Origin of the sequence: Clostridioides sp. ZZV14-6009 (assembly GCF_020658095.1) — a bacterium.
Lineage (GTDB): Bacteria > Bacillota > Clostridia > Peptostreptococcales > Peptostreptococcaceae > Clostridioides.
The window spans coordinates 33,892-58,682 of sequence record NZ_JAGWDG010000006.1; the positions used below are offsets into that span (position 1 = coordinate 33,892).

Annotated in this window: 28 protein-coding genes and 1 riboswitch; of the genes, 6 read left to right on the forward strand and 22 right to left on the reverse strand. The window is 26.8% G+C overall.

The genetic code is table 11. The features are described from left to right. Nucleotides 1-67: 67 nt before the first annotated feature. Entirely contained in the window at nucleotides 68-769 is a 702-nt protein-coding gene (locus tag KGF36_RS09835) for a B3/4 domain-containing protein (protein WP_227828494.1), read from the reverse strand. 239 nt (nucleotides 770-1,008) lie between these two features. Here KGF36_RS09835 and KGF36_RS09840 point away from each other — a divergent pair, with 239 nt between their 5' ends. Continuing rightward, nucleotides 1,009-1,272, forward strand: coding sequence for a DUF1294 domain-containing protein (locus KGF36_RS09840; protein WP_227828493.1), 264 nt, complete (start codon nucleotides 1,009-1,011; stop codon nucleotides 1,270-1,272). Between the two features lie 110 nt (nucleotides 1,273-1,382). Here the strand turns inward: KGF36_RS09840 and KGF36_RS09845 are convergent, their stop codons facing one another. From KGF36_RS09845 to KGF36_RS09865, 5 genes are all read right to left on the reverse strand, one after another. Next, entirely contained in the window at nucleotides 1,383-1,802 is a 420-nt protein-coding gene (locus KGF36_RS09845; protein WP_227828492.1) for a YjdF family protein, read from the reverse strand. Nucleotides 1,803-2,011: 209 nt separating this feature from the next. Next, nucleotides 2,012-2,794, reverse strand: coding sequence for a PhzF family phenazine biosynthesis protein (locus KGF36_RS09850; protein ID WP_227828491.1), 783 nt, complete (start codon nucleotides 2,792-2,794; stop codon nucleotides 2,012-2,014). 203 nt (nucleotides 2,795-2,997) lie between these two features. After that, nucleotides 2,998-4,341: an MATE family efflux transporter gene (locus KGF36_RS09855; RefSeq protein ID WP_227828490.1), complete on the reverse strand. Its 1,344-nt coding sequence runs from the start codon at nucleotides 4,339-4,341 to the stop codon at nucleotides 2,998-3,000. A gap of 106 nt (nucleotides 4,342-4,447) precedes the next feature. Beyond that, complete coding sequence (locus tag KGF36_RS09860) at nucleotides 4,448-4,903, reverse strand: MarR family transcriptional regulator (RefSeq protein ID WP_227828489.1); 456 nt, start codon at nucleotides 4,901-4,903, stop codon at nucleotides 4,448-4,450. Nucleotides 4,904-5,221: 318 nt separating this feature from the next. After that, nucleotides 5,222-5,617: a BlaI/MecI/CopY family transcriptional regulator gene (locus tag KGF36_RS09865; RefSeq protein ID WP_227828488.1), complete on the reverse strand. Its 396-nt coding sequence runs from the start codon at nucleotides 5,615-5,617 to the stop codon at nucleotides 5,222-5,224. A 542-nt stretch (nucleotides 5,618-6,159) separates the two neighbouring features. Next, nucleotides 6,160-6,256, forward strand: a riboswitch (cyclic di-GMP riboswitch). Nucleotides 6,257-6,308: 52 nt separating this feature from the next. Here KGF36_RS09865 and KGF36_RS09870 point away from each other — a divergent pair. Next, complete coding sequence (locus KGF36_RS09870; protein ID WP_227435413.1) at nucleotides 6,309-6,485, forward strand: hypothetical protein; 177 nt, start codon at nucleotides 6,309-6,311, stop codon at nucleotides 6,483-6,485. 227 nt (nucleotides 6,486-6,712) lie between these two features. Beyond that, nucleotides 6,713-6,913, forward strand: a complete 201-nt coding sequence (locus tag KGF36_RS09875) for a cold-shock protein (protein ID WP_131044449.1) — start codon at nucleotides 6,713-6,715, stop codon at nucleotides 6,911-6,913. Between the two features lie 188 nt (nucleotides 6,914-7,101). On the opposite strand, the gene KGF36_RS09880 is transcribed toward KGF36_RS09875, so the two are convergent. The 10 genes from KGF36_RS09880 to KGF36_RS09925 form a co-directional block, all read right to left on the reverse strand. Beyond that, nucleotides 7,102-8,328, reverse strand: coding sequence for an RtcB family protein (locus KGF36_RS09880; protein WP_227828486.1), 1,227 nt, complete (start codon nucleotides 8,326-8,328; stop codon nucleotides 7,102-7,104). A 244-nt stretch (nucleotides 8,329-8,572) separates the two neighbouring features. Beyond that, nucleotides 8,573-9,403, reverse strand: a complete 831-nt coding sequence (locus KGF36_RS09885; protein WP_227828485.1) for a class I SAM-dependent methyltransferase — start codon at nucleotides 9,401-9,403, stop codon at nucleotides 8,573-8,575. 342 nt (nucleotides 9,404-9,745) lie between these two features. Continuing rightward, entirely contained in the window at nucleotides 9,746-10,648 is a 903-nt protein-coding gene (locus tag KGF36_RS09890) for a radical SAM protein (RefSeq protein WP_227828484.1), read from the reverse strand. 49 nt (nucleotides 10,649-10,697) lie between these two features. Next, nucleotides 10,698-11,159, reverse strand: coding sequence for a pyrimidine dimer DNA glycosylase/endonuclease V (locus KGF36_RS09895; RefSeq protein ID WP_227828483.1), 462 nt, complete (start codon nucleotides 11,157-11,159; stop codon nucleotides 10,698-10,700). Between the two features lie 51 nt (nucleotides 11,160-11,210). Beyond that, a complete protein-coding gene (gene def / locus KGF36_RS09900) occupies nucleotides 11,211-11,666 on the reverse strand; it encodes a peptide deformylase (protein WP_227828482.1) in 456 nt (151 codons plus the stop codon). Beyond that, nucleotides 11,647-11,901: a helix-turn-helix transcriptional regulator gene (locus KGF36_RS09905; RefSeq protein ID WP_227828481.1), complete on the reverse strand. Its 255-nt coding sequence runs from the start codon at nucleotides 11,899-11,901 to the stop codon at nucleotides 11,647-11,649. The genes def and KGF36_RS09905 overlap by 20 nt, the downstream gene beginning before the upstream one ends. A 96-nt stretch (nucleotides 11,902-11,997) precedes the next feature. After that, a complete protein-coding gene (locus KGF36_RS09910; protein WP_227828480.1) occupies nucleotides 11,998-12,714 on the reverse strand; it encodes an ABC transporter permease in 717 nt (238 codons plus the stop codon). Next, nucleotides 12,711-13,394: an ABC transporter permease gene (locus KGF36_RS09915; RefSeq protein WP_227828479.1), complete on the reverse strand. Its 684-nt coding sequence runs from the start codon at nucleotides 13,392-13,394 to the stop codon at nucleotides 12,711-12,713. Before KGF36_RS09915 ends, KGF36_RS09910 begins: the two co-directional genes overlap by 4 nt. Then, complete coding sequence (locus tag KGF36_RS09920; protein ID WP_227828478.1) at nucleotides 13,391-14,236, reverse strand: ABC transporter ATP-binding protein; 846 nt, start codon at nucleotides 14,234-14,236, stop codon at nucleotides 13,391-13,393. The genes KGF36_RS09915 and KGF36_RS09920 overlap by 4 nt, the downstream gene beginning before the upstream one ends. A 113-nt stretch (nucleotides 14,237-14,349) precedes the next feature. Then, a complete protein-coding gene (locus KGF36_RS09925) occupies nucleotides 14,350-14,940 on the reverse strand; it encodes a TetR/AcrR family transcriptional regulator (protein WP_227828477.1) in 591 nt (196 codons plus the stop codon). A gap of 276 nt (nucleotides 14,941-15,216) precedes the next feature. On the opposite strand from KGF36_RS09925, the gene KGF36_RS09930 reads away from it, so the two are divergent. Further along, the gene (locus KGF36_RS09930; protein ID WP_227433254.1) at nucleotides 15,217-15,450 is read left to right on the forward strand and encodes an ATPase; all 234 of its coding nucleotides are present in this window, start codon (nucleotides 15,217-15,219) and stop codon (nucleotides 15,448-15,450) included. 229 nt (nucleotides 15,451-15,679) lie between these two features. Here KGF36_RS09930 and KGF36_RS09935 read toward each other — a convergent pair whose 3' ends face one another. The 5 genes from KGF36_RS09935 to add form a co-directional block, all read right to left on the reverse strand. Beyond that, nucleotides 15,680-18,067 (reverse strand): cell wall-binding repeat-containing protein, encoded by a 2,388-nt coding sequence (locus KGF36_RS09935; protein WP_227828476.1) that lies wholly within the window; start codon nucleotides 18,065-18,067, stop codon nucleotides 15,680-15,682. A 193-nt stretch (nucleotides 18,068-18,260) separates the two neighbouring features. Beyond that, a complete protein-coding gene (locus KGF36_RS09940; protein ID WP_227828475.1) occupies nucleotides 18,261-19,016 on the reverse strand; it encodes an acyl-CoA dehydratase activase in 756 nt (251 codons plus the stop codon). Nucleotides 19,017-19,038: 22 nt separating this feature from the next. Further along, nucleotides 19,039-20,190 carry a double-cubane-cluster-containing anaerobic reductase gene (locus KGF36_RS09945; protein WP_227828474.1) on the reverse strand — a complete coding sequence of 384 codons (1,152 nt, stop codon included), beginning with the start codon at nucleotides 20,188-20,190 and terminating at the stop codon, nucleotides 19,039-19,041. 197 nt (nucleotides 20,191-20,387) lie between these two features. Then, nucleotides 20,388-21,125: an EcsC family protein gene (locus tag KGF36_RS09950; protein ID WP_227828473.1), complete on the reverse strand. Its 738-nt coding sequence runs from the start codon at nucleotides 21,123-21,125 to the stop codon at nucleotides 20,388-20,390. Between the two features lie 74 nt (nucleotides 21,126-21,199). After that, the gene (gene add / locus KGF36_RS09955) at nucleotides 21,200-22,189 is read right to left on the reverse strand and encodes an adenosine deaminase (protein WP_227828472.1); all 990 of its coding nucleotides are present in this window, start codon (nucleotides 22,187-22,189) and stop codon (nucleotides 21,200-21,202) included. Between the two features lie 261 nt (nucleotides 22,190-22,450). On the opposite strand from add, the gene KGF36_RS09960 reads away from it, so the two are divergent. Both KGF36_RS09960 and KGF36_RS09965 read left to right on the forward strand, forming a co-directional pair. Beyond that, nucleotides 22,451-23,704: a sodium/glutamate symporter gene (locus KGF36_RS09960; protein ID WP_227828471.1), complete on the forward strand. Its 1,254-nt coding sequence runs from the start codon at nucleotides 22,451-22,453 to the stop codon at nucleotides 23,702-23,704. 96 nt (nucleotides 23,705-23,800) lie between these two features. After that, nucleotides 23,801-24,025 carry a FeoA family protein gene (locus KGF36_RS09965; protein ID WP_003423664.1) on the forward strand — a complete coding sequence of 75 codons (225 nt, stop codon included), beginning with the start codon at nucleotides 23,801-23,803 and terminating at the stop codon, nucleotides 24,023-24,025. Between the two features lie 261 nt (nucleotides 24,026-24,286). Here KGF36_RS09965 and KGF36_RS09970 read toward each other — a convergent pair whose 3' ends face one another. Beyond that, the gene (locus KGF36_RS09970; protein WP_227828470.1) at nucleotides 24,287-24,730 is read right to left on the reverse strand and encodes a FlxA-like family protein; all 444 of its coding nucleotides are present in this window, start codon (nucleotides 24,728-24,730) and stop codon (nucleotides 24,287-24,289) included. Nucleotides 24,731-24,791 lie beyond the last annotated feature (61 nt).

The window sequence follows — 24,791 nt, forward strand, 5'->3', positions numbered from 1 at the left end:
TCTTTATTTAAATACCTTTAAGTAATTATATACATAATAATTTAAAATAAGTATTGGATACAGTTTCTTATATTTCCATTTCTAAGTTATCTTTATCTATGAACCCTACTTTAATTTCACAATCAAATATTTCTTTTAATAATTTTGCTAATTCTTCCCTTGCACTCATTACTTTATCTAAATTTGCATCAGTAAAACCATCTATAGGGAAAAATATATTTTTTGAACTACTTGTAATTTTTCCTTCTTCACCTTGTCTCCATATCCATCTTCTAGTTTTTACCATATCTCCAACAGAATAAATTAATTCTCCTTCTTCCATCAACTCAACTTCAGTTTCTCCAAATGGAATAAATTTATCCCCTTTTTTTGAAAATCTAACAAATACATCATCATCTCTAAAATCCATATCATGTGCACCCATTGGAAGTAGATATTTTAATGAAATAGAATTTCCTAAGTCTACAATAGGATTTATATGTGGAAGTTTTTTATTTTTAGCAACTCTTGTTGTCATTGCTTCTATCGAACTCATAAATTTATTTGGATTCATTCCTAGGCTTCTAAATGCTTCTCTATATGGTATAATTTCTTCTGCTTCTTTTACCTTTTTATCTTTAAAGTACTCTTCTACTCTGTCTATACTTATATCTAAAAGATTATTTATTCTTTCAATTTCTTTAGTATTGTCTATTCCTTTTGCAACTACTACACCAAAACATACATTTTCTAATTTATCAAATACTTCTTTTTCTACTATGAATTTCATTTTGCCTTGTCCTCCTGTTATTTTACATTATTTTCTAAGTAAATTTTATCACTTTATGTCTTATAAATATACCCCCTATTTTAGCAATTGTTTAATTTTTTAAAATTTTCCAATTAATATAATATTACTTCTTATGAAATATTTTATATATAGTAATTGTAGATTAGGCTTTTAAAAAAAATATTCTTGATTTATAATGTATAATATATTTTTATTATACGTCTTACGGAGGTAATATTGTGAAAAATTTGATTTCTATATATTTTATAATTATTAATATTATTGGTTTCTCTTCAATGTATATTGATAAGAAAAAAGCAATAAAAAATAAATGGAGAATAAAAGAAGCTACCCTTATTACCATAGCAATAATTGGGGGTAGCATAGGTTCTATCATTGGAATGTATTCTTTTAGACATAAGACTAAGCATATTAAATTTACACTTGGGATACCATTTATAATATTACTACAACTGTTATTATTATATTTTTATATGCTTTAAAGTGATTTTTTAATATAATAATTCTATCTTTATTAATAATTTAAGGTGTATAAAATTTTTAATTTTATACACCTTTTATCTAGCAATTCATAAAAATCCAACCAATTAGATTAATGACCTTTATGTTTGGCTTTTCTTTTCTCTTGTTTCAAATTAAAAAGTCTTTCTTTTTCTTCTTCTTTTCTAGATTTAGATAGGATTTTTTTATCTTGTTTTCTTTCTTCATATTGAAGCTTAAGAGCATTTTGTGCTTTAGTTCCTATAGTTTCTTTAGCCTGTTCTTTTTTTACTTTTCTCTGCATCCTTTTGTATCCAATGTTATCTTTAGATACATTTTTCTCCAATTTAATGCTTCCAAAATTTAATGAAAAGAACTTTTCAAGTATGAATTCATATACTTCTACATCCTTTGGTTCTGCTCCAAAAACTACCCTACATACCTCATATTTTTTACTATCTTGTCTTTCGAATACACCTATCCAAAACGGTTCTTCAAATAAGACTGTTAATTTTCCACTAACATTATCCATTGCTAGTTCCTCCTATTTATTTACTTTATTTCTAAAGAATGGACAACCAAGGAGGCAGGTTACTGACAGCAATTGCTGCGTCTGGACTACCAACCAGACTGTGTTTTTATCTTCGTCAATTAAATACTAACTTTTTTATTTTAATTTGTCAATGTTGACATAAATTTATCTTCTTTATTATTGCTATTAACAACTTTAACTATTTTTCTTTAAATATTATACATTATTTCTCCATGCATAAATAAAGCTGCTTCTCCAGAAATTTTTACAACATTATCCCTTAATAATTCACACTGAATAATACCACCACGATTAGAAAGTTGCGATGCTATCATTTTATCTTTTCCCAACTTTTCAGCCCAATATGGTATGAGACTACAATGAGATGAACCTGTAACAGGGTCTTCTGAGTCTAATTCTGGACAAAAATATCGAGAGACAAAATCTGTATCAGTCCCTTGTGATGTAATTATAACACCTAACCAATCTGTTAATTTACTTAAATCTTGATAATTAGGTGTATAGTCTATAACTTCTTGTTCATTATTTAGTAACAATATTAAATCTCTTGAAGAGTAGATAGCCACTGGTGTACAACCTAGTAAACTACGTTGTTGTAATGATAATTCAATTTCAACAGGTTCTCTGTTTGGAAATATCATTTCATATAGATTTCCATTTCGTGTAACTTCAAGATTTCCGCTTTGAGTAAAAAAACAAATTTTCTGAATATCTATATCAATAAAATTGGATATAACATAAGCTGCGGCTAAAGTTGCATGACCACATAAATCAATTTCTGCTTTAGGTGTAAACCATCGTAAATCATAATTTCCATCATTTTCAACTACAAAAGCTGTTTCTGGAAGATTATTCTCTGTTGCTATTTTCTGCATTAATTCTAATGATAATCTCTTTTCAAGAACGCAGACACCAGCAGGATTTCCTTTAAATAATCTATTTATAAATGCATCAACTACATAATATTTCATTATTCATACCTTCTTTCTAATTTAAAGTTAGGAATACATTCATATTATATTATCTCATATTTAAATAATCAAAACAAATTACTATTTCTTATGAATCTATATAATATATTTATCTACTTTTGATAATGATTTATTGACATATAAAAATAAAATGCCTACTTATCAATATTTCAACATTATTTTCTTTTGTGACAAAATCTCTTCTATACTAATTGCAGTGACTTTTCTTTAAACCACATTATGACAGTAATAATTGTTGCACATACATCTGCTACCAATTGAGTTGCAATAAGACCTGTCATACCCCATAAGTTTGTGAAAATCAGCAGAAATGGAATGAACAGTAAACCTTGACGACATATACTTAACATACCACCTTGTTTTGCCTTTCCAATTGCCAAAAAGTAATTTCCTATGACAATTTGAACTCCTAATGTCATAAATGAAATAGCATCAACAATTAAAGCAGTTCTTCCAATTTCCAATACTTTAACTGATTCTTGATTAAATACATAAATAAATTGCTTTGAAAATAAAATGCACAAAATTCCAAACAATACATTTATAGCAGTACTCCAATATATTGCTGTCTTAGTAGCTCTTTCAACTCTATCTATTTTTCCTGCACCATAGTTATATCCAACCAGAGGAGAATAACCTTTTAAAAAACCATACAAAGCATTGGATTCCAAAGACATAAGGCGATTAACAATTCCCATAGCAGCAATGGCAGCTTCTCCAAATGGTTTGGCAACAATATTAGTTAAACTCACAGCGCCACCAGTCAAAAATTGAAAGAAACAAACTGGTAGACCTATCTTGAAAATCTCTATGTAAATAGTACGCTTGATTTTAAAATAACTAAAAGAAATTTTCAAAAATGTATGCCCTTTTAAAATATAAAACCCATAAAATGAAGTAGAGACAAGTTGTGAAATTAATGTTGCAATAGCAGCACCAGAAACTCCCATATGACATCCAAAGATTAAAACTGGGTCTAATATGAAGTTTGTCAATCCACCAAACAACATAGCAGTCATACTAAATGAAGAACTCCCTTCTGCAACTATCATATTATTCATCATTATATTGAAAACATTGAATATAAGCCCCAAAATATATATCAAACCATATTCTCTTACATAATAAAGTGTGTTATCTGTTGCCCCTAAAGAATTCATAAGAGAATTAAAAAATAATAGCATAATTGTAACCAAAACAGCGATTAAAAATATACCTGAAAAGAAAGCTATACTACTACAAATCTTTACTTCCTCATATTCTTTTTTACCAAGAAGCCTTGAAATATAAGAACCTGCACCACTTCCAAAAAGCAGCCCTATTCCAGTACCAACCATAGTTAATGGATATACTAAGGATACTGCAGCAGTTTGCAGTGTACCCAAACGACCTACAAAGAAAGCATCAACAATATTATATAATGCTGATACTATCATCCCTATCATAGTAGGCATTCCTAATTTTAACAGTGATTTCCTTACATCTTCTTTTTCTAAAAGATAGATTCTTTTTTGATTTCCATCCATACCAATCACCCTTTCAATTGTTTTGTTTCGATATAGTATAGTTACTAAACATATTTTTAAAAATAATTGCTACCCTCTACGATAGCAATTTTTTCACATATATGACTTAATTTTCTTCTAGTTTTTTATCAATACTTTCTTCAAAAGCAGAAAAATAACTCAGCATATATTCATAAAAAGGTTCTGGCATATCATCTAACAGTTTAAGTGATTCATCATTAGTTTGCTTATGATACTCTTGATGAGCTTTATAATTTTTCATTCCATCATCTGTAAGGCTCAAAGCTACTTCTGTATCAGAATCAGGAGATACTTTTTTTACCACTGTCCCTTTATCTACTAGTTTATAAATCATCTGAGAAGCTGCGCCTTTTGTAATACCTAAAGTATCTGCAAGAGATGTAATATTTATCCCAGGATTATTACCAACAGCTACTATTGTATGAATTTCTGATTTTGATAATAAAAGCTCTGTTCCATAAGTTCGTTTTTTATCCTCCCACTGATTGTATTTGTGAATAATACGTTCCATCAGTGTAATTAGTTTAGAATAATCTCTCATACTTTCACCTCTATGTGTTTAGTTTCATTACTGTTTAGTTACTATACACATTATATCTTTGCTTCTCAATTGTCAAGTTTCTATTTAAGAAATATCTAAAGATTTATTTTATAATTGAATAGTTCTTATAGGCTTTTAAGTGTTTGTAAGTATTGTTTTTTCAACATTTTTATTTTTCATTTTAATCCTTTTGTCAGTTAAATGTCAGTAAAATATTTTATCCACAAATTTTACATAAGTTTTCCATAGTTTACCCACAATTTTATCCACAACAATAAAAAGGTAGCAATTATATTAGTAGCTACCTTTTAATATATATTAATCTTCTTCTTGCCAACTTTTTATCCAATCTCCTATTTCTATTATTTTTTCTTCAGTTATTTCCTCTTTATTATGTAGTTTTGAAATTAACTCTGACAGGGGATTGTTATGCAAACCTCCAAAAATTCTTTTACCTTCTAGTTTTAGATATTCTTTTTCTTTTTCTTTTTCTTTTACTAATACTGTATAGTGTACATGTTTTCCAATTCTCTGGGATATTAAAAAACCTTTTTTACTTAGCCTCGCTAAAAGTGTAATTGTAGTTGTATGTTTCCAACCATATTTTTCCTCCATTTCATCTGCAACGTCTTTAGATATTACAATTTTATATCCCGAATTCCAAATATTTTTCATCAATTTTAACTCCGCATCTGGTAATTTTTTATTCAACATAATATATTCCTTCTTTCTATATAAACAGAGTTATCTTTTTACTATATTTTGCATATTTTTTATGAATCTTTTTAATTTTTCTTCTATTGTATTATTTCTTTTATGTATAGTTGTAAATATTCGTATGAAAAAGTTATTATCTTTACTTATACACCTTTCTTCTTTTCTAGCACTTAAATATTCTTTTTTAATTACTAGCACATCATAGTTTGATTTAAAACTTACTATTTTCTTTTTTAGATAGAATAGATTTTTTACTCCACATATATTCCATCAGCATCAATTCCCCTCTGTGCAGTTTCTCTACTACCTCTTGTTGCTCCATTTTATGTCACTTCCTCAAATTCAATCTAGCTTAAATTAATAATAGGAGCTTTTTTATACAAAAACTACAGGTAAATTTTTCTATATACTCTACATTTTTAGATTATTTTTTCTAAAATAAAACGACATTCATATTTATAAATTTATTCAATTTTCAAATTTTCAAACAATGATGTTGAATAATAACTGATTTCGTTGTATTATTAAATTGTAGAATAAAACTAAATCGGCAAAACTAGAGAAATTTAGTGACGCAAAGCTATAGGGACTAAGACTTGTAAAATATCTTATAAGTTATGTCAGCCAGTTGCCAAAAAGATATTGTTCTTTTTGTTTTTATGAAAGTTTTTTAGGGGGATAATAATATATGTTTAGAGATAAAATGGATAGATGTACACATATGTTAACTGCTTATATTGGTAGTTCATATGATTATTGTGATTTTATAGATACACAATTAGATGATTTTATACTAGAGTACGGAGAAAATGTAGTAGAAAATTGCTTACATCAAGTGATGGTATTGGTAAGTAAGTATAATTAAATAGATTTTGTTTTCTAGAAGAACCCTTTTTAGTTTTATCTACATTTATATTAATATATAGTAATACAAAACTCTTAAATATATTTTTAATATTAAGAATAACCAAAAATGTTAACTAAAAAATACAATTACATAGACATTTCTATTAATCTATGATACAATAGTATTTGTGGTAATACACAATTAAATCAAGTATATCTTGATACAGGTTAATAGGAGTATTTTTAATGAATAATGGAATAGTGAAATGGTTTAATAATGAAAAAGGATTTGGTTTTATATCAATGGAAGGTGGAGATGATGTATTTGCTCATTTCTCAGCTATACAAACTTCAGGATTTAAATCATTAGAAGAAGGTCAACAAGTAAGCTTTGATATAGTTAAAGGTGCTAGAGGTCCTCAAGCAGAAAATATAACTATATTATAATATATAGATTTTTCGGGAAAGACTCTTTTGAGGGTCTTTTTTTATTGCTAGTATATATAAGATAATTATTAATCCTTATTTCTGAACCTCTATATAAAAAAGGAGTACTATTTTTTGTACTCCTTTTTTATAAATTTTATTTTTTTATATAGATTAAGATTACTGTATTTTCTTAATCTTCCAAATTGTTAATTTGACTTAAAATTATAAATTGGTTTCAATATATTAATTATGTCAACTGTTTCTCTTATATTTTCTACAATCTCATCAATTGGCTTATACGCTTGAGGTGCTTCATCAATGGTTTTAATATTTACACTCGTTGTAAATATATTTTTCATAGATTCTTCATAATCTTTCATATTTATACTTCTTTTGGCTTCTCCTCTTGAAAGTATACGTCCTGCTCCATGAGGTGCAGAATTAATCCAATCTAAATTTCCTTTTCCTACTCCCAAGATAACACCATCTCTCATATTTATAGGAATCAATAACTTTCTTCCTTCATATGATGCTATAGCTCCTTTTCTTAGTATTCTGTTTTCAATTTCTATATAATTATGTATAGTTTGAAAATGGTATAAATCATTAAATTTAAGACCTATACATTCTTCAATTATTCTTTTAGCCATTGTATTTCTGTTTAATTCAGCATATTTTTGTATAATATCCATATCATGAAGATAATCTTCCATCAATTTGCCTTCTAAATAACATAAATCTTTTGGTATTTTAGGAGTAAAGTTATGTTCTTTTTTAAGCGATATTAATGCATCCTGAATTTCTTCTTCTCTATTTTCCTTTTTGTACTGCTCAACAAGTCTTTTACTATCTTCCTCAAAATTATTACTAATTCTAATATAATAATCATAAGCTTTTTTTTGGTAGTATTTTGCTACCCTATTACCAAGATTTCTACTACCAGAGTGTATTATTAAATATTTATTTTTTTCACTATCTTCATTTAACTCAATAAAATGATTTCCCCCTCCAAGGCTTCCAATAGCTCGATTATATTCCTCTGTAGCTTTTCCTATGCCTTTTATACAATATAGTGATTCTATCTCTTTTTTATAGTTTGCTTTACTATATTTGTTTATATTAAATCCATGAGGTATTTTTTTTCTTATAAAATCATCTATCTGCTTTAAATCCAAATCAACTTTACCCAGATTTACACATATAACCCCACACCCTATATCTACTCCAACAAGATTTGGAACGATTTTATCTTGTATTGTCATTACAGTACCTATTACACAGCCAGAACCTGCATGACAATCTGGCATTATTCTTATCTTAGATTTTGTTGTAAATTCCTGATTACATAATTCTATTATTTGACTTATTGTTGTACTGTCTACATTATCTGTAAATATTTTTGCTTTATTGTATTTCCCTTGAATCTCTAACACTAATACCACATCCTTCTAAACTATATATTAAATTTTATATCATATGCCATTAAAAAAATATATTCAAATAAATTTTATATAAAAAATAATAACAAAAATATTGCTTTTATTTTTATATAATCAAATTTATAATGTATTAAAAATAACATAAAAATGTCCATCTTTCAATATATATACTTTTCTTATGTGATATTATTATAGATTTCAAATTTTTATTCATTTAAACATATTCATCATTTTTTTACTATTTTTGTAAAACTAATCCCATAGTCATACTATCATCAGAATATACTTCACCTTTGACATTATTAAAAAATTCAATAGATTTAAAACCAATATCTTTAATTTCTGCTAAAAAACTCTCTTTTGAAAAGTATTTATTCCAAATATAAAATACATTTTCATTTCCTTCTGTTATAACAAGAGTTTGTTCTAATGTATTGTAATCACTATATTTGCAATTATCTTGTATACACACATATCTTTCACTACTCCAAAATCCTCCTTTTTCATTTATTTCCCATGTTTTAACTTCTTTAAAATCATTGTATTTATTTACTGTAAATACATCTAATATCAACTTTCCTCCAGGTTTTAAACTTTTGTAAATATTCTCCATTAATAGACGTCTGCTTTTAGTTGATAAAGCTCCATAATCACAATAAATTAAAGTAGCTATATCAAATTCTTCACTGTAATTCATATTTAAATAACTTTGAAATAAATATGTTACATTTAGATTTTTCTCTTCATTTCTACTTTGTGCATAATTAATAGAGCGCTTTGAAAAATCAATCCCAGTTACTTTATAACCTTTCTGTGCAAATCTTTCTGCATATAGTCCTGGTCCACATCCTAAATCAATTAAATTTGGATACTTATCTGGAGATGCAACTTTAACTATCCAATCTACAGAATCATTAATAAAGTCTAGACTTCTACTTGCTCCTTCAAAATCAACATCTAAATGAGCTTTTAATAACTGTTTTGAGATATATTCATCATCCCAAAAATTAACTTTACTTTCCTTATAAAGTTCTGGTCTTTCTAAATACATACATAATTTGTTTAACAAAACATACCACTCCTTAAAGTTTATTTATAAAACAAAAAAACCACAGATTTTACTCTGTGGTTTAACTTCAAAAAGATGAGTTTAAATAAGAGTAAAATAGAACCAAATATTTTTAAGCACAACAATAAAACTATCGCTTTATTTTGTTTACTTATTAAATTTGATTTTATCTACTCTTTTCCAGCAATACTTACATCAACGATTTTATGATATCAAGTACGCCGAACAACATCATCCTTTCATATTTTTATTTTATAGATACATTATATATTTATTTGTCAATGAATTTTGGTTTAGATAATTTATAATAGTCAATTTAGAAGTAGCTTATTATATCTAAAATTAATCAAAAAAAGATAACTGAATATCACCTGAATGTTTTAATTTTTCTTTCATTATTTTGGCATAACTACTTGATAAAGAGCACTTATTTCTAAGTTGATTGACCATTTTATAAAGTTGGTTTTTATATTCTTTATTTGCTGAACCTGTACTATATAGTATTGATAATTTATCAAATAAATCAGGAAATTCTTTTTTAATGAAGTCAAAAAAAACACCTCTAGTTACACCTCTTAAATACAAAGTTCCAGGCAACACATAGTGTACATTACTTTCTTTTGCGTATCTAAACAATGAATTTATATTATCAAAATTATCTGTAATATAAGGTATAATTGGCATAATATGAAGACCAACTGAAGCGTTAGTTTTTCTAAATTCCTTTAACATTTTAAATCTTCTCATTGAATCTACTCCATTCGGTTCAATGAGCTTTTGTGTCTTTTCATCTACTGTTGTAATTGTAGAAGCTATGTTAATATATGTAATTCTAGATAATTTATCAATCAAATCATAATCTCTTAAAATTAAATCTGATTTTGTAGAAATAATCGCTGGGGTTTTATATTTAATTAATAGATTCAATATTTCTGGCATAATCTTATACTCAGCTTCTATAGGCTGATAGCTATCTGTCACTCCCCCTATATTAATTACTTCTCTATTCCATTTACTACTACTCAATTGTTTTTCAAGTTTTTCTATTATATTTGTTTTTACATAAATTTCTTCAAAATAATTACTAGAATTCATATACTTATGTGAATAGATAGCATAACAATATTTACATGCATGTTCGCAACCACGATAAATATTTAAATCCCATTTATACGGCATACTTCTTTTTAGTTTATTACAAGCAGTTTCACAATTTATTGGAGTATATTTTACTTTATTATACAAACAATCACCTCTTTACATCTAATCATACCATAATATTAAATTATAGTAATTAAAGTAAGCTATTACCATACCATAAGTCATAGTCATCACCGTATTTACAAAGTAATATATTCCATTCATTCATGGATATTCCTCCACACATTGCTTTTTCTTCTAAATTATATAGACATTGTTTTAAATATACTTCATTATGCCAATCTCTATATAAAGTTTCTAAATTTAGATTATGTAATACAGATACATCCATTGAAAAATTGTTATTATTCCATTTTAGCATTTCTATAAACTTAGTTTCATTAGGTCTATAACCCCTTTTCACCATTTCATCATGTATAACTTTTGCATAAAATTTAAATTCATCTATACTATAATTTAATACTTTATTTACTAATAGATGATTTGGAGTACCTTTTTTCTCTATAGAACCTTTTATAGCGAATAGTTCTCTCCATTGACTTACTAATTGATTTTTAGGTAATACATCAATTAAATCCTTATGCCATAATCTCATAATTTAACTCCTCACTATAAAATATTCTCTAAATTTAGTACTTAAATTACATTATAGTTTCACACGTTCAATAAGTTTATCTGTAAAAACTATGCCATTCAAATGGTCTATCTCGTGACAAAGACATTTTGCCATGGGTCCTGAGCCTTTAATTGTTATTTTCTCACCATTCTCATCTAAAGCTGAAACTGTGACTTTTTTAGGTCTTTTTAATTTTCCCCATACATCAGGAAAACTTAAGCAACCTTCAACAACAATTTGCTCTCCTTCTTCTTTAATAATTTCAGGATTAACAAGTTTAATAAGTCCCTCTCCTAAATCTATAACAACTAAACGTTTTAATATTCCTACTTGACACCCAGCTAACCCCCCACCATTTGGCGTGTTGTACATCGTTTCTGCCATATCATTTAATAGGTCTCTTATCTTATTATCTACTTTTTCTACATTCTTACTCTTTTTTCTTAAAATTTCATCGTCAAAAGTTCTAATCTCTCTTAGAGCCATAATATTCCCCCCTACTTGTCTGAGCTCTTGATTTTCTCTCACTCTCTTCAAATAAAAATATATTTTCAATTGGTTCATTAAAAACTCTTGAAATATCATATGCTAACCATATTGAAGGTTCATTTTTACCAGTCTCTATAGCATTTATAGCCTGCCTAGATGTTCCTACTAATTCTCCTAGTTGTTCTTGCGTTAACCCCAATTTTTCTCTTAATACCTTGATTTTATTTTTCATATATACTCCATTCATGTAATGTTAACCTTACATTTAAACTGTAACATTTTCCAATTTTTATGTCAAGTCAACCTTACATTTATTTTAATAATCTATTTAACTAGATATTTTTTTATTGAATTTTTTAAGTAATAAAACAATCCAAATTAATGATACAATAAATGAGATAAAAATATATATGTAGTTACTATCCTTAAATGCCTTTGCTAACCAAAATGATGGTAAGAAAAATAAAATATACTGTATTTTATTTAAAATAAAAAATGGTGCTGGAATACCTAACATAAAAAGACCTGATAACTTTGTAAGTGCCATACCTTCTAATTTATTTGATGATAAAGAAGTTATTAATATTGATATAATAATTCCTTGCATCAAAGCTACTAAAGAAATCGCTAAATTTAATAAAAAAGAAATTTTAGTTAGCGAAAAAGTTAGTAATAAAATTACTGTAATGACAAATGCTAGGATAGCTGGTATTCCAAGTCTTGAAATAAGATAACCACTTTTTCCAATAGGAGTGATTATCAAGTGCTTTGAAATATTATCATCAATTTCTCCTAACATAACCATAGTAGAAGCAAAAAAGAACATAAAAGGTGTTATGAAAGCTAAAAGCAAGTCAAATACTAAAAAATATGGTTCTAAAGTTAATTGATAATAAGAGCTATCAATTAATATATTCTGAATTAATGGTATTCCAAATTTTATAAGACCTCCACATAATATTGGAGAAATGCATACTACAAAAAGCATAGCATCACATTTTATTTGCTCAAATTCTTGTCTAAAAGCATTAATAATTTTTATCATAACTTTATACCACCTACCTTTTTCCAAATACTACAAACAAAATAATATGTTATGAAATAAACTATTATAGTCATCAATATTAAAATTAATATATTAGTTACTAAAGAATTTTTATCTCCACTAATCAGAGAAATACATATATTGAAAGGATACAAATTAGTAAATACATTTAAATCCATCAATACATTAATTATTGGTGGCACAAAGCAGACAATCTCAGCAGGAATAGTTAAAACAATAAATTGATTTAAACTTGATGCTCTACTTGCAAATATAAGCCCAAGTAATGAAAATATTATCGATGCAAAGAAGGTTCCTATAATTACTATCAAAATATTATTTAAATTTGCTGTAATTGCAATTACCATAGCTACAATACTAGATATCATTGACAATGAAATCACCTTTGATAAAATATATTCTGATATTTTTATTGGAGATACCGCTAGAGAATTTAAAACTCTTTGACTCTTCTCAAGAAGTACAATTGCTCCCATAAAAAATAATCCCATTGCTGCTGGGTCAGAATAAATCATAATTATAGCTACCTTTTCTCTCAATAATGGTGGAAATGCATTAAGCAAACAAATATATACAATACTTAAAACAACATATAAAAAATAAAATCCATATTTAAATTGAAACTTTATATCTCCTAAGATAAGATTTTTTAATCTCATTGTAAATTCCTCCCTGTTATCTCAATAAAAATATCATTTAATGTTGGTTCACTACTATGTATTGATAAGAGCTTATTTTCCTTAATAAGCATATTTAATTTTTTGTCGTTACTAGTATCACTTAAAAAACATTCAGAAATTTTTTCTCCATTATCAAAATATGTATATCTAATTTTAACAGCACCTTTTGACATAATAAGATTATGTGGTGTACCTAATGCAGATATTTTCCCATTTACAATGAATGCTACCCTATCACAAAGTTCTGTTGCATCCAACATATTATGAGTTGTTAAAATAATAGTTTTACCTTTAGATTTTTCTGATAGAATCATATTTTTCATAATCTTACTATTTGATGGGTCAAGACCACTTGTTGGCTCATCTAAAAATAATATATCTGGATTATGTAATAAAGCTTTTATAAAATTTAATCTCGATTTCATCCCCTTTGAATACTCCGATATTTTTTTATTTGCTTCATTTTCTAATCCTACTGATTTTAGTAGTTCTCCAATTGGTAGTAATTTTTTAGAATATAAAGAACCAAAGTATTTTAAATTTTCTATTGCAGTTAATTTTTCATATAAACTAGGAAATTCAAAATCAACTCCTATATTCTCATAAAATTTATTTGAATGTTTTTTGCTTTCTATTCCATTTACAAGTACACTTCCTTCATAATTGGTTATCATACCAATTAGAATTTTTTGTAATGTTGATTTACCTGCTCCAGATGGTCCTAAAAATCCTAGTATTTCTCCTTTTCCCACTTCAAAATTAATATTTTGTAAAAATTTTTTATCTGTATAACTAAATGATAAATTATCAACTTTAATCATTTTTATCCCACCTTTTTATATATTTGACTAATTTAATTATATAGTCAATAAAAACCAATTTTTTTGTTTGTTAATACTTTTTAGTAAAAATACTAGCAAACAAGTTTAAAAATTTATTCCATAAGTTGTATAACTAGACCTCTTATCATCAATCTTAAAGCATCATCAAAACAATTCTCACCAACTTCATGTTTGTATAACATAGTAAGAAATACTGCTCTAAATGCCCCACTAAAGTTTTCTACATGTTTATTTTTTGCATTTGGTATATAAGATATCATCTTACTAATTTCAAAATCATCATGCTTAAAATGTTCTTCAATTATATAATCTGGTAATTTTCGCATTAGTATTTCAAACTCTCCATTAATTAACAGATTTAAAATTGAAGTATCATCAACTAGCTTATAAAATTTCATAAATATATCTGTCAACTTATCATATGTAACACTTTCATCAAGTTTTTTTAATTCGTATAACATTTGGTTTTGTATTGAATCATGTATATCTTTCAATACTTCAAAAAAAAGTAATTCTTTCGATTGAAAAAACAGATAAAAAGTTCCCTTTGGAATCTTTACTCGCCTTACAAGTTCATCAACAGTAGTTTTTCTAATACCATATTGCTCAATACACAAACTAGCCTCTTCTTTAAGTCTTTTAACTATGTACTCTCTTTCTTTATCAGAATATGATTTAGGCATCCTCTCATCTCCTATTTGACTAAATTAATCTTTATAGTCAATATAATTCTTTTACTCTTTAATGTCAATAAATTTATTAATTCTATTAAAAATCTTCGAAAATTCTGAATTTTATATAGCTTTTTTTATTCTATAATGTTATAATTAAAATATAAATAATATATTATTCTATTTTCATATCTATTTGCTTATTTTTTAACTTAGTTTCTAATAGCAGTAATCATATTTATCTTTTTAAATGTTCCATTTTTAATAAAAAATGAAGGAGTTGATTTTATGACTACTACTACAAAAAATCGTTTTTATGATTTTGTTCAAGAAAACTTAAATAAATATGTTGAAGTAAATTCTTATTTTAGCAGTTGCCCTCTATATGGGGAAATTATAGAAGCAGACAGCTTATCAATTACACTTTGTTCAAGATATATAGACGAATCTAATCCATCTTTAAACGAGACTTACACACTATATTTACCACTTAGCTCTATAATAGCTATTAGAACTATATAAAAAGGTTAATTAAATACAGGTTATTTTTATATAGTATGTAAGACTTTCTATATAAAAATAACCCTTTTCTATTTATACATTTTATACATTGAAAATATTAATACGTATATTTAAAGCTGTAAATAGAATCTTATAATTATTGATTGTTTCAGTTATCAATAATTCAAAATGGCTATTTACAGCTTCAATTTGTCATTATCTACTAGAAATATATTAATCTACTAGTATCTTATTTAACACTTTTTAATTTTACTAACTCCTTAAAGGCGTTTTGATTTGCACCTCCACCAACTTGAGTTACTTTTTCTAAAGTTTTATTTTTAAGAATATCTTTTTGACTATCAGCTAATTTATCACCAACCAAAATTACTGGTGACCCATTTTTTGCTCCTAGAGGACCAACTGCTAGACCGTCTATTAAATCATTTTGACTCTTTATTCCATTTTTAACTACATATGCATTTTTCAAAGTATCTTTTTTATAAAAATTATCTATTATCTTTGAATTTGTTTCGTCTCTACTACTACCAGATAATCTAGTTGGGTTTTTAAGTTTACTTTCCAAACTAGTTGATAAGGATACTGTACCTCCAATAATATAAGACTTCTCTATATTTAGTGAGTTTAAAAATTCATCTGCTCCTTGCAATTCGCTTTTTTCATTTGCAAGTATAATTGGAATATTATTTTCTGCTGCGGCTGCACCTACACTAATTGCATCAGCTAAACCTTTTACACCATTTACAACAGCTATTTGAGAGACATTTTTTATACTATTCAACTTTTGAGCTAATAGCAAGCTTGTCTTATATCTGTCACTTCCTGATATTCTTTCAGTTGATATATTTAAGTTTTTTAATTGTTGTTCAGTTTCTTTACTTATGGAATTTTCTCCACCTATTAAGTATACTTTTTTTGCACCTAATCTCTGTATTTCAGCTTTAGTTTTTGAATTCAAAGCTTCTTTTTGTGTTAATAGTATCGGTGAATTGATGGCAGATGTAAAAGGAGTTGCTGCCAATGCATCTACTATTGAACCTCCATTTACTAAAACTACATTTTCTGAAGAACTAAATCCATTTTGGCTAACTTTAATGGCAGTTTCATATCTATCACTACCAATTAAAGATTCATTTGGAATACTTTCATCAGAAGATTTTTCTGTAACAGCTTTTATAGTAAAGTTACATGGATAAAACTTGCTATCTCTATTTATATCATAGAATTTTCCAGTACTATCTATAATGTAACTTTCTCCTAAGTTTGCTTTTGCTTTAAACGTATCATAACCTGGCACATTTGATTCAGAACCTATAGTTGATTCTCCATTTTTATCTTCTATGCTAACTACTATAGCACCTTTTCCTTCTGGTATATCAAAAGAATCGATTGGAACGGTTATGTATCCTGAATATTGCGTAGTACCCTCTTTTAATTTTTTCATATTATTTTCTTGAGGTATGCTATTTACTACTGGAGCATAATATATTTCATACTTAGCTCCTATACTCTCAGTTAAAAACATTACAGATTTTAGAGTCTCATCTCCCCTATTAAAGTCAAATACATTTGCAGCTGTTATTTTATTTGAAATTAAAGGAACAATACTTGCGTAGTCATGTTGATACATTTTTTCATCATCATTAGGTTTTTGACCTCCTCTGATTGAGAAATTATCTATATCAGACATAAGTGTCTTATCTTCATAAGATATCCAGAAGTATCCACGTTCAGAATTATAATCTCCCCAACTATTTTTTATTAGCCATGCACCATTTTTTGATGGTCTATTACTTGAATTAAAGTTATCTTTAGAATAATTATCATCCCAACCTACAACTGAAATAGCATGGTTAGTATTGAAACTTTTTGTTGGACAATAATATGAATTGTTGTCTTCACTTTGATACTTAATATCTTCATAATAACCTGATGTTACTGCTCCATACTGTAATATAGCATTTTTTGTAGAGTTCATATCATTACTTACACATACAGCATCTGTTACATTAAAAATAGTTGGTGCTGTATTCATATTAGCTGGTTTTGTTGCTCCTTGTGCTTTAGATATTTTACCGTTATATGGAATATCTTTTTCCAATTTAGGACCTGACCAAGATGTTAAGTATCCCATAGCTTCATAATTTAAAGCACCATCCATATCATTTACAGTCCATCCATATTCACCTTCTGAAGCCCACCATCTTAAATGTTCTTCTGATAAATCATAGTCTCCATAATTCTTTAATTTTAGAAAACTTTCTAAAGTTGCCATGGCTGCAAAATCCCAGCATATTCCAAGATTTTCTTGATTTTTTATTGAGGTCATTAATCCCAACTTTCTTGGGTCATAAGATGCTGGAGCTGTTCTTCCTTTACTTCGAACTTTAGTACCTTCCAATTGATATGGATTTGGTATAATCCCATTATATTTTTCTGTACGTCCATTTTTAGCATCTTCTAGATATTGTTTATAGGTCTCACTGTATTCAGCTTTTTTTATCTGATTCAATGTATTTCCATTTTCAGCTGATACAGGAATCGTTGACATTACTAAAATAGATATTAAAAATAATGCAATAAACCTTGATGCTTTTCTTGAAGCAAACTTTTTCATACTTTCTCCCCCTAACTTCGAGCTAATTTTTAAAAATTTAATACTATATATGACTAAATATTAATTATTTCTAAATATATAATCATTTAAATCAATTATACCAAAGTTTTCCTTTAAAAATAAATAGAATAAAATAAAAAGCTGAAATTATCTTGGATAAATTCAGCTTTTTATTTTATTCTTTAAGATATTTTTATTTAAATCCAATTACTGCAGCCCCTAATGCTCCTATTATCTGAGTATCTTCTGCAATAAATATTTTTTTATCTAATATTTCTTCTATCATTTTTACTAATACTTTACTCTTCGCAAGACCTCCAGTAAATGCAACTTCATCTACTATTTCTCCTCTTGCCAACATCGATGTTGACTTATTTGCAATAGATTTAAGTATTCCTGCTGCTACATCTCCAGTAGAAATATTTTGAGCTAAGAGACTTACTATTTCGGACTCTGCAAAAACTGTACACATGCTAGATATATTAACTGGTTCATTTCCTTGAGCTAGCGTATCAATACTTTCTATATCACTTCCCAAAAGATTAGAGGTAATTTCTAAAAACCTACCAGTACCAGCAGCACACTTATCATTCATTATAAAATTAAATACATTTCCATCTCTATCTAAATTTATAACTTTACTATCTTGACCACCTACATCTAAAATAGTCCTTACATTCTCATTTAAAAAGTAAACGCCTCTAGTGTGACACGTTATTTCTGTTACTTTCTTATCGGCAAAGTCCATTACCCCTCTGCCATAGCCTGTACCTACTACTTTTTTTATATCTTTTTTATCAATTCCATCGCTTAACAACTCATAAACTTGTTTAGATGTACTTTTAGGGCTCCATCCAGTTGGTATAATTATTTTTTTGACAATTTTTTCACCATCAAATAACACACCTTTTGTTGCTACTGACCCTGAGTCCACTCCTATACTAAACATAACCCCTCCTATTATTACTCTCCTATAACATCTCTACAAACGCTTCAAATCTAGTTCTTAATTGTTCAGTATCTGATTTTGAATAATCAGTTTCAAGAGACATAAATGGCTTATTTTTTTCTTTTGTAACAAATTCTCTTACTCTGTAACTTTCTATATTAAATGTATGACAGGCTTGTAAAACTACATCTATTACACCATCTACATTATATTCATCTATTATTCTATCTAGTAGTTCAATCCTATGGTCATTGTTCATCATACAAGAACAACCTATATTTATGTATTTTTGTGTTAAAGCATCATACACATCTTCTGTTTCTTCATCAACTAATAAATCATTTGATCTTATAGCTCCACAAAGTTCATATGCCACAACTGATGCTCCAGCATCTTCTAAAGTTTTAACTATCTTTTCACTTATTCCACCAATTGGAGAACCTGTTATAAGAATTCTTGGTTTATCTTTTGTAACTGGACATTCTCCTTTTTCATATCTTTCTTTCATATCATCTATAACTTTTCTTAAAGATTGCTTAAGTTCAGTACGGTCAAATTTAAAACCTGCTTGATATAGTACATTATGAAGTTCAAGACCTGTAAGTGCAGATGGTTGTAATTTACCAAGTGCATAAAACTCTTTTAAAAGTTCTCTCTCTTCATTCTTATCTTTTATGGCCGCTCTTATATCATCTTCTGTTATAGTCACGCCTAAAGATTTTTCAACCTCATCTTTTAATTTTACCATTTCATCTTTCCAAAGCTTATAAGCAAACTTACCTTTTGCAGTATTTGGTAAATGCATTACATATGTTGGTTTAACCTTTGCAAGCTCTTCATACATTTTTTTCTTGCCATCACAAGTAGTTTCTCCTATTAATAAATCAGAAAAATAGAAATATGGACATGTATCTGTTATTGCATGCCCATAACTTGATTTTATTAAAGGACAAAGATTTCTTGGTAACACTTTTTCTGCATCTGGAATTGGTTCTTCACTAACTCCACAAACACCTACTACTGTTGCTCCTGCTGCCATTGGAATCTCAACTGGAGTAAATGTGCAGAACACTCCAACCATTTTTTTCCCACTTTCTTTAAGTTCCTTTGCATTTATAAATCCTTTTTGTCTAGCTTCATTAAAACTATCAAATTGTTTTGGTAAATTTGCCATGAAAATATTCCTCCCAATTACTTCTCTTTATAATTCATTTTGTATTTTAAACAATAAAACGTAAATATTTCCATTAAAATACAAACCTCTACATTAGATTTTATCATGCTTTACCTTTCATCCATCATTGTTTTTATCAATGCAAATCAATATATATATAGATATATTTTATATCTATTTAAAAATTTTACCATTTATCAATTAAGCTCTCTAATCCTCAATCTATAAGCAAATACTGCTGTTTCATGTAATTTATCAATTAATTTTCCATTTACATAAAATCCTACAAATGCCCCTATTCCAGGCATTAGTTGCAAAAGTTTAGCTAAATCTAAATAATCCCTGTATTCTTGCTGAAATGTTCTCCAATCAAAATCATTGATATCATTTGGTAAATTTTTTATATACTCATCCCAATTACTCATCAATTTAAATGTTGTATTTATATTCGATTGACTAGAAAAAGCCAACTGCAATATACTTAGTATATAAATTCTTTCTCTATAATCTTTAACATCATATCCATATATTGAAGCAACATCATATAAAAATTTTATCTTAATACCTAAAAGTAGAGGAAAATCAGAAAGCCCCAAAAAAATACCTCCAGCTCCTGTACCTGCTCCTTCAATCATTGCTGTAGTTTTATAATTTTTAGCCTTTTCTTCAACTAACTTTTCCCTTTCTTCTAAGGATATATTTCTAATTGGTGACTTTGTAGCATATTTATATCCAAAAAATACAGTTTTTGTCATTCCTTTTATTGAAGAAGTCATTATTTCATGGTATTTATCTGGCAACACTCCATTGAATTTATTTTGTATACCTTTTGAAGCTTTATCAAATATAGACGGTTTTTTCAATATATCTTTCTTCCATTGTTCTAATTCTTTTTTTGCTAATTCATTATAAGAAATCTCTTTATAATTTTTCAAATTTATCTCCTACTCTAAAATATATGTTTAATTAACTTACTTAATTAATTTAAATTTTTAATCTATTTAACCTACTAAATTAGACTATATAAATATTTTTTAGTTTCTTTATCTGCAAAACTTGCTTCTACTGTGTTTTTATAAATTATTTTATAGTCTTCTAAACTTAGATTAAATATATCAAATATTAGATTTAGTTCTGAATTTAAACTTATATCTGATACAGTTCTATTATCAGTATTTATACTTACAGGTAAATTATCTTTATAAAAATCGTAAAATGGATGTGTTTTATAAGAATCTACTGTCTTAGTTTGTACATTACTGGTTGGACATATTTCCAGTAATACTTTTTTATTTTTAACTAAATCGTATGCTTCTTTTTCTCCATTAATTTTTATACCATGACCAATTCTATCTGCCTTTAAAATACTTATAGCATCTAATACATTTTTTCCACTTGCTGCTTCTCCTGCATGCACTGTAATTTTATATCCATAATCTCTTGCTAGTTTAAAAGCTTCTTCATATTCATTACAAAAGCCTTCTTTCTCTGGACCACATAAATCTACCGCTACAACACCTCTATTTATAAAGGATTTACCTGCTTCAATTACCAATAATGCCTCTTTTGGGGTCATTGTTCTCATACAACCTAATATTAAATTCCCTTTTATATCATAAAGACTTTCAGCATCTCTAATTCCTTCAACTACACTTTCAATTATGCTCTTAATACTCAACCCTCTTTGAATATGAAGTAATGGAGCAAATCTAATTTCTATATATTTAATATTTTCTTTACTTGCATCCTCCAAAAGTTCAAAAGTAATTCTTTTTAAACTTTCTTTAGACTGCATAACTTTTAGAGGTAAATCAAATCTTTTTAAATATTCATCAAGTGAAGTACAATCATGTGGAACCTTCGATAATTTTTTTATTTCATTAATATTATCTGAAGGCAAATCTATTTTCTCTTTAAGCGCTATATCAAATATAGTTTCCACTCTAACACTTCCATCTAAATGGCAATGCAATTCTACCTTAGGTAAATTTTCAAACATTTTATCCTCCTTTTACACTTATAAATAACATATCTTATTGATAAATTTTTAAGTCTTATTTCTATTATAACAATATACTAAAATTTTTCATGTTAAAAGCTGTATATTAGTAAAATATTCTTATTTAATTTATGATTATCTAATTATATCCATTGATTTTTTTTAATATACATTTATTAATATACATTTGATAGTAAAAATTCCATTACATAATAATTTAAATTATACAAAGACGATTTTAAATTACAAGGAGGATTTATTTTGATTACTTTAACTTTTAATACTGTACAAACTTTAACCTTATCTATGCTATTCTTTTTAATTGGTAATCTGTTAAAAAATAAGATTAAATTTTTAAATAACTTCTGTATACCTGCACCAGTAATAGGAGGTCTATTATTTTGTTTTTTAAATTTATTTCTTAAATATTTTCATATAGCAGACATATCTGTAAGTGGAAACTTAATGCCAAATTTCATAACTTTCTTTTTTACAACTATTGGGCTTGAAATAAGCATAAACCTTATAAAAAAAGGTGGTAGTGTATTATTTAGATATTGGATTTTATGCGGAATACTAGCTTTTTGTCAAAACATTATAGCTATATCAATATCAAAAATTATAAAATTTGAACCACTTTTAGGGCTTATGTGTGGTAATGTATCTATGGAAGGTGGTCACGGTTATTCAGCTGCATTTGGACTTACAATAGAAAGTCTTGGTGTAGATGGTGCAGTTGGTGTTGGTTTATCTGCTGCAACAATAGGTCTTATTATAGGTGGGATATTAGGATGTCCTGTTGCTAGATTTCTGATAGAAAAATATAAATTGCAACCTTCAACAAAAATAGATTTATCAGGTTTTAGATATAAAAAAGATTCAATGAGATTAAAAAATAAATTTTTTAGAAGCAAAAATAGAGCAATCAAAAACGAATTTTCTCAAACTATAAATCCTACTATATTTTTAGAGCAAGTTCTTCTTATATTTATTTGTATAAATACAGGCGAAATTATAAGTAGAATATTTTATATGACATGTAACATTCTTTTACCTTCTGTTGTGACTTGTATGTTTTCAGCAGTTATTTTTAGAAATTTAAATGACAAGATAAATATACTAGAGTTAAACTTTAAACTTATAGAGTTTCTAAAAGAACTTTCATTAGGAATTTTTCTAACATTATCGCTTATGAATATAGATTTATTTGAATTATCAACACTATTGCCTCCAATTCTCTTAATAGTAACTTTCCAAGTAATCTTTATAATTTTATTTTCAGTATTTATTTGTTTTAGGATACTTGGAAAAGATTTTGATTCTGCCATCATAATAAGTGGTTTAATTGGACATGGAATAGGTGCTACTCCAAATGCTTTAGCCAATATGAGCTCTTTAACACAAAAATATGGAGATTCTCCAAAAGCATTTTTGGTTGTTCCCTTAGTAAGTGGTTTTTTACTAGATGCCATTAGTATCCCTTGTATACTACTTTTTATAAACATACTGAGTTAGTATGTTTATTTTTTGTTATATATTGACAATTTAGCTTTTTTATTATATATTATAAATATAGAACTTGATAATGATTTTCATTAGGAGGTGTTAATAATGACTGTTTACAACTTAAAACTTGGGCAAAAGGGAATTATAGATAATATAGCTGGGAATGAAAAACTTATGAAGAGACTTCTTGCTTTAGGATTAATAGATGGCACTGAAGTTGAAGTAAAAAAAATAGCCCCTCTTAATGATCCGATAGTGATTAGATTTAGAGGATTTGATTTAGCTATTAGAAAATCTGATGCAAAAAATATAAATTTAAAAAATAATTAATATAGAATAAAAATAAAAAAAGAGATTTTAAAATCTCTTTTTTTATTTGCATTAGAACCATAAGTAAACTTAAGAGGATATTCACTAATATTTATATTCGGTATAAAACTTAAAATAGAAATTTATAAATAATAGTTGTAAAGCTATATGTAAATTTGAATAAATATAGTATATTTATTTACAATTAATATATTTATGTAATTATTACTTAAGAGTATAAAATACTAATTACCATTTCAATAAGTTAATTTTCTAGATAAACTATATAGGTCTATTAAATTTTACTTTTAAATTTTTATCATCTTGAACAAGGCTATAAGTATTGTCCCATTGTTCTTCTTCATTGCCTTTTTCAAAAACATCACACGGTGTTTTTGCATTTTTATTATTAGAATTTTCTTCTTTTCTATCTAATGTACTATTTTTCACTTCAGAAACAGTATTTTGTCCTCCATCTGACTCTTGTGTTTTTTCTCCTTTTAGTTCTTGAATTTTACTTTCTATATCTTTTATTTCTTTTTTTAAATCTTCTATTTTTGACTTAGCCATTTCACTATCAATGCTTTTATTGCTCTTAACTTTCTCCAGTTCTTCTTGTAATACTTTTTTTTGTTGTTCTAAACTTTGTATTTCGCTTTGGTTATTATTTGAACCATCTATATTAGATGTTCTTGGTGTTTGACCATTTATACTTCCAATTTTCATTTTAGTAACCTCCTATTTCTATATGTTAAACTTTTTATTTACATATATAATATTGGTTACA